General features: G+C 66.5%; 12 protein-coding genes. 4 read left to right on the top strand and 8 right to left on the bottom strand.

Features of this window, described 5'->3' with window-relative positions; translation table 11 throughout:
• Nucleotides 1–61: 61 nt before the first annotated feature.
• The 4 genes from Q7T84_RS06115 to Q7T84_RS06130 form a co-directional block, all read right to left on the bottom strand.
• On the bottom strand, nt 62–664 hold the full coding sequence (locus Q7T84_RS06115; RefSeq protein ID WP_304806863.1) for an HAD family phosphatase: 603 nt from the start codon (nt 662–664) through the stop codon (nt 62–64).
• A gap of 15 nt (nt 665–679) precedes the next feature.
• Entirely contained in the window at nt 680–805 is a 126-nt protein-coding gene (ykgO, locus tag Q7T84_RS06120) for a type B 50S ribosomal protein L36 (protein ID WP_111456358.1), read from the bottom strand.
• Nucleotides 806–903: 98 nt separating this feature from the next.
• Nucleotides 904–1,080 carry a rubredoxin gene (locus Q7T84_RS06125; protein WP_304783708.1) on the bottom strand — a complete coding sequence of 59 codons (177 nt, stop codon included), beginning with the start codon at nt 1,078–1,080 and terminating at the stop codon, nt 904–906.
• Between the two features lie 9 nt (nt 1,081–1,089).
• Complete coding sequence (locus tag Q7T84_RS06130; protein ID WP_304806864.1) at nt 1,090–2,370, bottom strand: cytochrome P450; 1,281 nt, start codon at nt 2,368–2,370, stop codon at nt 1,090–1,092.
• Between the two features lie 179 nt (nt 2,371–2,549).
• On the opposite strand from Q7T84_RS06130, the gene Q7T84_RS06135 reads away from it, so the two are divergent.
• From Q7T84_RS06135 to Q7T84_RS06150, 4 genes are all read left to right on the top strand, one after another.
• A complete protein-coding gene (locus Q7T84_RS06135; RefSeq protein WP_304806865.1) occupies nt 2,550–3,635 on the top strand; it encodes a hypothetical protein in 1,086 nt (361 codons plus the stop codon).
• Between the two features lie 80 nt (nt 3,636–3,715).
• Nucleotides 3,716–4,597: an alpha/beta fold hydrolase gene (locus tag Q7T84_RS06140; RefSeq protein WP_304806866.1), complete on the top strand. Its 882-nt coding sequence runs from the start codon at nt 3,716–3,718 to the stop codon at nt 4,595–4,597.
• 128 nt (nt 4,598–4,725) lie between these two features.
• Nucleotides 4,726–5,688: a MoxR family ATPase gene (locus Q7T84_RS06145; RefSeq protein ID WP_304806867.1), complete on the top strand. Its 963-nt coding sequence runs from the start codon at nt 4,726–4,728 to the stop codon at nt 5,686–5,688.
• A 4-nt stretch (nt 5,689–5,692) separates the two neighbouring features.
• Nucleotides 5,693–7,057 (top strand): VWA domain-containing protein, encoded by a 1,365-nt coding sequence (locus tag Q7T84_RS06150; RefSeq protein WP_304806868.1) that lies wholly within the window; start codon nt 5,693–5,695, stop codon nt 7,055–7,057.
• On the opposite strand, the gene Q7T84_RS06155 is transcribed toward Q7T84_RS06150, so the two are convergent.
• From Q7T84_RS06155 to Q7T84_RS06170, 4 genes are all read right to left on the bottom strand, one after another.
• On the bottom strand, nt 7,054–7,497 hold the full coding sequence (locus Q7T84_RS06155) for a hypothetical protein (RefSeq protein WP_304806869.1): 444 nt from the start codon (nt 7,495–7,497) through the stop codon (nt 7,054–7,056). The genes Q7T84_RS06150 and Q7T84_RS06155 overlap by 4 nt on opposite strands.
• A 16-nt stretch (nt 7,498–7,513) precedes the next feature.
• Nucleotides 7,514–8,407, bottom strand: coding sequence for a M56 family metallopeptidase (locus tag Q7T84_RS06160; protein ID WP_304806870.1), 894 nt, complete (start codon nt 8,405–8,407; stop codon nt 7,514–7,516).
• The gene (locus Q7T84_RS06165) at nt 8,400–8,774 is read right to left on the bottom strand and encodes a BlaI/MecI/CopY family transcriptional regulator (RefSeq protein ID WP_304806872.1); all 375 of its coding nucleotides are present in this window, start codon (nt 8,772–8,774) and stop codon (nt 8,400–8,402) included. Before Q7T84_RS06165 ends, Q7T84_RS06160 begins: the two co-directional genes overlap by 8 nt.
• Nucleotides 8,775–8,843: 69 nt before the next feature.
• A partial coding sequence (locus Q7T84_RS06170) for a carboxyl transferase domain-containing protein (protein WP_304806874.1) occupies nt 8,844–9,664 on the bottom strand: 821 nt, incomplete at its 5' end.

Genomic DNA, 9,664 nt, shown 5'->3' on the forward strand with positions numbered 1-9,664 from the left:
GGGCGATCTCCTGAGGTGATGGGACCGCTGCACAACATGCGCCGGGACAGAGAGTTCCGGCCTAGAGCAGTCCCCGCGCCGCAAGCGCCGGCCGCAGCGCCGCCGGATCGGTGAAATGGTGGGTGTCGATGCCAAAGGCGCGCGCGCTCTCCACATTGGCCACGCTGTCGTCGACGAAGAAGATGTCGCCCGGCGCCAGGCCGAAGCGGTCGCAGGTCAGGGCGTAGATGCGCGGGTCGGGCTTGATCATGCCTTCGCGACCTGAAACCACGATGTCGGCCAGCCGCTTGAAGGCCGGGCTCATGGCCATGGTGCCCTCGAAGGTCTCGTCGGACATGTTGGTGAGGCCGTACTGAGGGACGCCGGCCGCGTGCAGGGCCTCGATGGCGGCCTCGGTCTCGGGGATGGTGCCGGAGAACATGTCCCACCAGCGGGTCTCCCAGGCCTCGATCTGCTCGCGATATTCCGGGTACTGGGCGATCAGGGGCGCGCGGTTCTCGGCGAAGGTGACGCCCAGGTCGTGGTTCACGTGCCAGATCATCGTGCAGACCGACGACAAAAACCGGTCGCAAGCGACCGGCTCCGGGAAGATCTGAGAGTAGAGCGTGCGCGGGCTCCAGCGCACGACCACATTACCAACGTCCCAGATGACCGCCTTCGGCATCTGGGCCCCGCAGCCTTAGCCTTGCTTGGCTTTGAAGCGCGGGTTGGTCTTGTTGATGATGTAGACGACGCCCTTGCGGCGCACGAGCTTGCAGTCGCGGTGACGCGTCTTGAGCGACTTAAGCGAGCTTCGAACCTTCATGACCGTATCTTCTTAAAGACCAGGCTTTCGCCCGGGGGTGTCTACAAGAGCCGGCGCATATACGAGCCGGCGGCGAGTGAGTCAACGTCGGGCGGGGCTCAGAGTTCGATCATGTCGAACTCGGCCTTGGCCGTCCCGCAGAGCGGACAGATCCAGCTGTCGGGAATATCGGCCCAGCGCGTGCCCGCCGCCAGCCCCTCCGCCGGATCGCCGAATTCTTCTTCATAGATGTAGCCGCAGGTGCGGCATTGCCAGGTCTTGAACGGCTGGGCCACGCGACTTCCTCAGTGCATCTTGAAGCGGATCGGAACCGACTTGGGCCCGCAAACGAAGCTGGCCGCCATGTTGCGAGGCGCGCCGTCCAATTCAACCGACTCCAGACGCGCGAACAGTTCCTCCCAGAGAATCCGCATCTCCATGCGGGCGAGATGCTGGCCCAGGCAGACATGGGCGCCGTAGCCGAAGGCCACGTGCTTGTTGGGGGTGCGTTCGACGTCGAACTTGAAGGGGTCGGTGAACACCGCCTCGTCGCGGTTGCCGGACGGATAGGACAGCATCATCCAGTCGCCCTTGGCGATCTTCCTGCCCGCCAGATCGGCGTCGGCGGTGGCCGTCCGCATGAAGTGCTTCACCGGCGTCACCCAGCGAATCGACTCCTCGATCAGACCCGGGATCAGGGCCGGGTTGGCCTTGACCTTGGCGAACTGCTCGGGGTTCTCGGCGAGCGCCCACAGTGCGCCGGCGGTGGTGGACGAGGTGGTGTCGTGGCCGGCGGTGGCGACGATCATGTAGTAGCTCATCGCCTCCAGCTCGGAGATCGGCTGGCCGTCGATCTCGGAGGTGGCGATCACGGTCGCCAAGTCGTCGGTCGGGTTGGCTCGGCGGTCGGCCGAGAGCTTGGCGAAATAGGCGTAGAAGTCGGCGACCACGCCCTCGGACAGCAGCTTGGTCAGGTCCGCCTCGCGGTCGCTCTTGCGGCCAAGCTCGGGGTCGGTGGCGCCGAACAGTTCCTGGGTCAGGGTGAGCATCCGCTGCTCATCGGCCTCCGGAACGCCCAGGATCTCCATGATTACGTGCAGCGGGTAATGCAGCGCCACGGCGCTGATGAAATCGCACTCGCCGCCGGTCGCCGCCATCTTGTCCACGGCCTTGCGGGCGATGCCCCGAATGCGGTCTTCCAACCCCTTGATGTTGGGCGGCATGAACCAGGCCTGGGTGAGCGCGCGGTATTTCGGATGATCGGGGGCGTCCATCTGCACCAGGCTGCGCACCAGATGGGGGCTGCCGCCCATCATCGCCCGAACCGCCGTGTCCGCGGCCTTGTTGGTGATGACGGTCGAGCGATCACCGCTATGGAACAGCGCGTTCTGGCGGCTGATCTCCAGGATGTCGGCATGTTTGGTCGCGACCCAGAACGGGTCGAATCCTTCGACCTCGGCCAGTCCGAAGGGGTTATTAGCCCGGAGCCAGGCGTAGGTTTCGTGAATTCGCCCATCCGCGTAGGCGGTGGGGTCAATCAGGTTGCGCGCGTGGTCGTCGGGTATGCGAACGCCGATGCTGCTCATGATGCGCCGAGCTCTTCGCCTTTACGCCCCGTAACCTTACGTGACGTTAGCAAAAAGCATCCTCCCTTGTTTTGTTATCTTTGTTCACTTGATACTGCGCGAACAGGCGACGTCGCAATACCGTCGACGGATCGAGACAAGATCGGCGCCGATTTCAGACCGTCTGGGAGGACGCCACCATGCTGACCAAGGCCGACGATTTTCCGATTCACCAGACCCCCGAACCGATCGCCTATGCGGGCACGGACCGGAATTTCTACGACCGCTACTTCTTCAACGGCTATGCGCCGGACGGAAGCGAGTTCTTCGCCGTCGCCTTTGGGGTCTACCCCCAGCTCAACATCGCCGACGCCCACTTCTCCGTGGTGCGTGACGGGGTCCAGCACTGCCTGCACGCCAGCCGCATCCTGAACATGGAGCGCATGGACCTCACCTGCGGCCCGATCCGTATCGAGGTGCTGGAGCCACTGCAGAAACTTAAGGTCATCATCGATCCGTCCAACGGATTCGCCGCCGAACTGGTCTTCGAGGGGCGCGCCTTCCCCATCGAAGAGCCGCGCTTCATGCGCCGGATCGGCCCGCGCGCTTTCATGGACTACACGCGCCTGACCCAGAACGTCCGTATCACCGGCTGGATCGAGATCGACGGCGTTCGCCGCGAGCTGCAGGCCGGCACGGTGGGCAGCCGCGACCGTTCGTGGGGCATCCGCCCGGTCGGCGCGCCAGATCCCCAGCCGGCGGTCCCGATGACCCTGGGCGGGTTCTTCTGGCAATGGACGCCGCTGAACTTCGCCGACCGCAGCGTCTTCTACCACGTCAACGCCGACCCCGAGGGCCGGCCCTGGAACACCCGCGCCGTCATCGCGCCCGACGGCTCCGGCCCGGACGGCCACTATGAGACCGAGGCGGCGGTCATGGAGGATGTCAGCCTGGTCACCGGCACCCGCCATGCGCGCGGCGGCACGCTCAACGTTCCGTTGGCGCAGGGCAGCGCCAGCATCACCTTCGAGCCCTTCCTGACCTTCCTGATGCGCGGCATCGGCTATGGCGCGCCGACCTGGCGGCATGGAGGCTACAAGGGCGAACTGGTTGTCGAGCGCGAGGACATCGACCTGGCCGCCACCGACATGGCCAGCCCGGAGAACGTCCACATCCAGGCCCTGTCACGGGTGACGCTGTCATCGCCCGGCGAGGCGCCGCAAACCGGCATGGGGGTGTTTGAACAGCTCATCGCCGGCCCTTACCGGCCGTATGGGTTGGGATAGGGTCACCCACCATCCGCTCTTCCCGGCGAAAGCCGGGATAAGCGGGGCTTTATGCATATGCTCAACGATCTGGAGTTCACATGATCACCGACCGCACCTGGACCAGCGCCGACGGCCTGGCCCTGTTCGCCCGCGACCACGCCCCCGCCTCGGGCCCGGCGAAGCTGCCGGTGATCTGCATCCACGGCCTGACGCGGAACTCCCGCGACTTCGAAGTCGTCGCCCCGCTGATCGCCGCTCAGGGTCGCCGCGTATTGAGCATCGACGTGCGAGGGCGCGGCAATTCCGACCGCGACCCGAACCCCGCCAACTACAACCCGGCGATCTACGCCACCGACGTCATCGCCCTGATGACCCAGTTGGGTATGGGCCGCGCCCACTTCATCGGCACCTCGATGGGCGGTCTGATCACCATGACGCTGTGCGCCATGCGTCCCGACCTGATCGGCGGCGCGGTGCTGAACGACATCGGACCCGAAGTCGGCGCGGCCGGCATCGCCCGGATAGCCAGCTATGTCGGCGGCGCGCCGGCGGTCTCGAGTTGGGCGCAGGCCACGGCCTATACGAAGGCGATCAATGGCGAGGCCCTGCCCCACCTGACCGACGTTGATTGGGAACGCTTCGCCCGCCGAGTGTTCCGCGACGACCATGGCGTTTTCTCGCTCGACTACGACCCGGCCATTTCCCAGGGCTTCAAGACCGCCGCCCCGGCTAGCGACGGCGCCGCGGCCGCGGGCGCCCCCAACCTCTGGCCGCTGTTTGACGCCCTGGCCACGGACCGCCCGCTGCTGCTGGTGCGCGGCGAGACCTCGGACATCCTCGACGCCGACATCGCCGGCAAGATGAGCGCCGCGGCCCCGCACATGGCCCGCGTGGAGATCCCCAATATGGGCCACGCCCCAACCCTCGAAGAGCCAGAAGCCAAGGCCGCCCTGGCGGCGTTCTTCGCGGGCGCGACGTAGCAGTTCCACCCCTCCTTCCAACAGACGTTTGAACGTTCGCTTGCGTCCCGGCTGAGGGGCTTGCACACTTGGCGAATTATTGAAGACGCCATGGCGCGGTTTTCGCGCACTTATGAAAGTTCGAGACTTTGACCCTTTCTTCCACCGCGGCGATTAAGGCCGCGCCGACGGACGTCCTGGGATCCGTGGACGCCCTGATCGCGGGGCTGGCCAGCGTCGGCTACATCGCCTCCAAGCGCATCGCCACCGCGCTCTACATGGCCATCCACCTGCAAAAGCCGATCCTGGTCGAAGGCTCGGCCGGCGTCGGCAAGACCGAACTGGCGCTCTCGACCGCCACCCTGCTGAACCAGCCGCTGATCCGCATGCAGTGCTATGAAGGCCTGGACGAGTCCAAGGCCTTGTATGAGTGGAAGTACGGCAAGCAGCTCCTCTACACCCAGATCCTGAAAGACCGGATGGGCGCGGCCCTGGCCGACGCCCCCGACATGGACGCGGCGATGGACCGGCTGCACGGCATCGGCGACCTGTTCTTCTCTGAGCCCTTCCTGGAACCGCGCCCCTTGATGAAGGCGCTGAAGGAAGACGACGGCTGCGTCCTGCTGATTGACGAAATCGACAAGTCCGACGAAGCGTTCGAGGCCTTCCTGCTGGAAGTGCTGTCGGCCTACCAGGTCTCCATCCCCGAGCTCGGCGTCATCAAGGCCAAGACCCCGCCGCTGGTGTTCCTGACCTCCAACAACGTCCGCGACCTGGGCGACGCCCTGAAGCGCCGCTGCCTGCACCTGCACATCCCGCTGCCGGACGCGGCGCTGGAACGCAAGATCGTCGCCAGCCGCGTGCCGGACATCGAGGCGACGCTGACCGCCGAGCTGGTCGGCTTCGTGCAGTCGCTGCGCACGCTGGACCTGCGCAAGTCGCCCTCGATCTCCGAGACCGTGGACTGGGCCCGCGCGCTGATCCTGCTCAACGCCGACAGCCTCGACGTCGAGGTCGTGCGTGACACCCTCAACGTGCTGTTGAAGTTCGAGCCGGACATCAACGCCGTGGAGCCGCAGATCGGCGAACTGCTCCGCCGGCCGGCGGCCTGATCCCATGCAGGGCGCTTTGGAAGACTTCTTCCGGGCCCTGCGGGCCGCGGACGTCAAGGTCTCGCCTGTTGAGGCGATCGACGCTCACCTGACGGTGGCGAAGGTTGGCTTCTCGGACCGTGAACTGTTCAAGGACGCGCTGTGCGCGACCTTGGCCAAGACCGCCGACGAGGTGGTGCGGTTCGACGCGACCTTCGACACCTTCTTCGCCCGCGACCAGGTGTCCTTCACCCCGCCCCCGCCGCCCAGCGGCGAGGACGGCGGCGATCCCATGGACGGCCTGCCGCCCGAGGCGGCGGAGTCGGACCTCGCCCGGATGCTGCTGGAGGGCGACGCCTCCTCCATCGCCCAGGCCATGGAAGAAGCCGCCGAGCGGGCCCAGGTCTCGCAGATCCGCCTCTCGACCCAGCGCTCGCGCCTGACGCGGCGTCTGCTGGAAGAGATGGGCCTGGGGCAGATCGAGGCGATCATCAACGCCGCGCGCAAGCTAGAAGGCGGTGGTGACGCCGCTGATCGGCTCGAGGCCGGCAAGCGGAAGCTGACCGAGGAGGCTCAGCGCTACGTCGCCCGCCAGCACGAGCTCTACGCCTCCGGCTCGGGCAAGATGCTCCGCGAGGAGATGCTGGCCCGCAAGGCGCTGAACGCCGAGGGCGGGATCGATCCCGTCGATCAGGCGATGATGCAGGCTCTGGTCAAGAAGATGGCCAAGCGGCTGGCCGACCGCTACTCGCGCCGCCGCAACCGCGCCAAGCGCGGCCACATGGACATCCGCCGCACCCTGCGGAAGTCGATGCCCTATGGCGGCATGCCCTTCGAGGTCATCTGGAAAACCGAGAAGATCGACAAGCCTTCGATCGTCTGCATCTGCGACGTGTCGAAATCGGTGGCCGCCGCCGCGCAGTTCCTGCTGACCTTCCTCTATAGCCTGAACGAGGTAGTCGACCGCATGGAGGCCTACGCCTTCTCCGGCCGGCTGATCAGCGTCAACGCCATCCTCGACGACGAGCACGTCGACAAGGCGATCTTCGAGGTCCTGAAGCGGATCGGCTTCCAGCAGACCGACTACGGCAAGTCGTTGGAGGACTTCTGCGAGAACCACCTGGACCATGTCGACAGCCACACCACGGTGATCTTCCTGGGTGACGGGCGGTCGAACTACGCCGACCCGCGGCTGGACCTGATGGCGACGATCCAGAAGCGCGCGCGCTCGGTCATCTGGCTCAACCCGGAACCGGAGAGCTACTGGAGCCAGGGCGACAGCGTCATGTACCGCTATGAGCGCTTCTGCCACGTGGCCAAGACCTGCAACACGCTCGGCCAACTCGAACGGATCATCGAGGACGTTCTGCGGACCTACGTACCGCGCTAGCCCGAGAACCAGCCCCCTATCACGCAGGACGGCGTACCACCGCGGACCGCCACGGTGGCGCGCCGTCCGACACCGGGGGCGTAGAACACCGTCCCCTCGGCGGTGGTGACACCGATCAGCGCCGGCGCGGAAAACTGGCAAACGCGATAGGTCGTGCGCGTGAACAGCCCGCCCTCGCGAGGCGCGACACAGCTCACATGCCCGAATTTCCGCGAGAAGCTGGCGCCGCCATACTCGAAGACCTTCAACGGGCGCCGCTCCGATAGGGACGGCGTCGGCGCGGCGGCGACCGAGCAGGATGGTCCAGAGATATTCCACGCCGCGCGCATCGCCCGCCGGTCGGACCAGGTCGCATAAACCCCGATTAGGGGCAGGCTCACGACGATGGCCAGGACGCCCAGCACTCCGGCGACCTCGAACAGTTCACGGCGGGCGGGCATGCGGCGTCCCCTGATGTCAGGGCCGAGCGACCGGCGCCATTCGAATGATCGCGACCGACATCGGTCGATCCCCGCCGACAATTTGCGGAACCAGACTGGGTCGCTCCGGGACCGGCGGCTGACAAGCCCAGGCCGCCACGACCGACGCAGCCAACGCCGCCGTGACCAGGATCGGCCCTACCATGGTGTCGCTGCGCGGCGACCGCGCCAGCGACGCGATCCGCAACTCCAGCGGATGGGCGCCGTGCGCCAGCCAACGCGCCCCGAGCGGAAGAGAGACGCCGGACATCTGGACCTTCAACAGCGCGCGGGCATAGGCCGCCTTGGCCACTCCGCGCCGACGGATCACCGCGGCGTCGCAGGCCAGTTCCTGATCCAGCCGGATGAACCGCGCCGCCAGATGCACCAACGGATTGAACCAGCAAAGGCATTGCACCGCCGCCAGCAGCGCATTGGCCCGGGGATCGCCCCGAGCGATGTGTTCGCGCTCATGAGCCCGCACCAGAGCGCGCTCTTCATCACTGTATGCGCCATCGCCGCAAGGCATCACCAGCCGGGGCGCGATGACCCCAATCACGGCCGGGCCAGTTCGTCCGGCGCGGGCAAGGCGCAGGAACCGCACCTGCAGTAGGGCGAGCCACAGGACCGCGAGGATCGCTCCCGCAAGCCATAGGGCGAGCAGCGCGGCGGCGAGACCAGGCTCGCTCGCCTCCGGCGCCGGAGGCGGCCCCTCGGCGACCCGCGCAGGCAGCAGGGTCGCCAGTCCCGCCGCTGGCGGAATAGCCCAAAGGCGGTAGGCGACTTCGGGGCCGAAGGTTCGCCGCACGGCCGGTCGGATGGCGAGAACCAACAGGATCGCCACGGCGGCCGCGAGGTTCACTCCTGCCAGGGCGGCGACCACCTCAGTCATCGCCCCGCTCCATATCGGCGATCATCTGCTTCAGCCGTTCGAGCTCGTCCGGCGACAGGCGTCGGTGCTGGGCGAAATGCGCGATCATTGGGGCGAGCTGGCCGTCGAACAGCCTGTCGAGCAGACCTTGGCTCTCGCCGGTCAGATAGTCGGCCTGGGAGATGAGCGGGCGATAGCGGACCCGGCCCTCCTCGCGTTCGGAGATGATCGCCTTCTTCTTCAACAGCCGGGTGATCAGGGTCCGAACCGTCGCCTCGCCCCAGCCCTGCGGACTGGCGACCTCGGCCATGATCTCGTCGGCCGGAAGCGCGCCCCTGGCCCACAACACCTGCATCACGAGGCTTTCCGCCGAGCTGATCCGAGACATTTCTTACACCTGTAATGCGGAAAGATTACAGGTGTAAGAAACAACGTCAAGCGGCTCGAAAGCGCGGGGTCACCAGCTGTCGATCCAGCGCAGCTTCTTCTCGGTCCGCACCGGTAGCGGCGGCAGGGACTTCAGGCCCGACAGCACCCAGCGGCGGGTGTCGGCGGGATCGATGACGTCGTCCAGCGCCGGGCCGGTGGCCTGGGACAGCGCCTTGCCGCGCGCATAGGCGGCCGCGACCATGTTGTCGAACTTAGCCTTGCGCGCCGCCGGGTCCTCGATGGCCGCCAGTTCGTTGCGGTAGCCGAGCTTCACCGAGCCCTCCAGCCCCATGCCGCCGAACTCTCCGGTCGGCCAGGACACGCAGAACATGGAGCCCTGGTAGGAGCCGCCGGTCATGGCGATGGCGCCCAGGCCATAGCTCTTGCGCAGGATCACCGAGAACAGCGGCACGGTCAGGTTCGCCCCGATCACGAACAGCCGCGAGCAATGGCGGATCAGGCCGGTCTTCTCGGCCTCGGGGCCCACCATGTTGCCGGGCGTGTCCGAGAGCGACAGCAGCGGAATGTCGAACGCCTCGCACAGCTGCAGGAACCGCGCCGCCTTGTCCGACGCGTCGCTATCGATAGCCCCACCCAGATGCTGTGGGTTGTTGGCGAAGACGCCGACCGGACGCCCCTCGATGCGAATGAAGGCGGTGACCATGGCCAGGCCGAACTTTGGCCGCAACTCCAGCACCGAGCCGGTGTCGGCGATCAACTCGATAACCTTGCGCACGTCATAGACCCGCAGGCGGTTCTCCGGGATCGCTCGGCGCAGCAGCCGCTGGTCGGCGGCCTCCCAATCCTTCACCGGCCCCTGGAAGTAGGACAGGTACTGCTTGGCCAAGC

The sequence above is a fragment of the Phenylobacterium sp. genome, assembly GCF_030654915.1.
Taxonomy (GTDB): Bacteria; Pseudomonadota; Alphaproteobacteria; order Caulobacterales; family Caulobacteraceae; genus Phenylobacterium.

Coding starts and splice junctions, on each gene's coding strand:
- Q7T84_RS06115 (WP_304806863.1), bottom strand. CDS start 664: ATGCCGAAGGCGGTCATCTGGGACGTTGGTAATGTGGTCGTGCGCTGG.
- ykgO (WP_111456358.1), bottom strand. CDS start 805: ATGAAGGTTCGAAGCTCGCTTAAGTCGCTCAAGACGCGTCACCGCGAC.
- Q7T84_RS06130 (WP_304806864.1), bottom strand. CDS start 2,370: ATGAGCAGCATCGGCGTTCGCATACCCGACGACCACGCGCGCAACCTG.
- Q7T84_RS06135 (WP_304806865.1), top strand. CDS start 2,550: ATGCTGACCAAGGCCGACGATTTTCCGATTCACCAGACCCCCGAACCG.
- Q7T84_RS06140 (WP_304806866.1), top strand. CDS start 3,716: ATGATCACCGACCGCACCTGGACCAGCGCCGACGGCCTGGCCCTGTTC.
- Q7T84_RS06150 (WP_304806868.1), top strand. CDS start 5,693: ATGCAGGGCGCTTTGGAAGACTTCTTCCGGGCCCTGCGGGCCGCGGAC.
- Q7T84_RS06155 (WP_304806869.1), bottom strand. CDS start 7,497: ATGCCCGCCCGCCGTGAACTGTTCGAGGTCGCCGGAGTGCTGGGCGTC.
- Q7T84_RS06160 (WP_304806870.1), bottom strand. CDS start 8,407: ATGACTGAGGTGGTCGCCGCCCTGGCAGGAGTGAACCTCGCGGCCGCC.
- Q7T84_RS06165 (WP_304806872.1), bottom strand. CDS start 8,774: ATGTCTCGGATCAGCTCGGCGGAAAGCCTCGTGATGCAGGTGTTGTGG.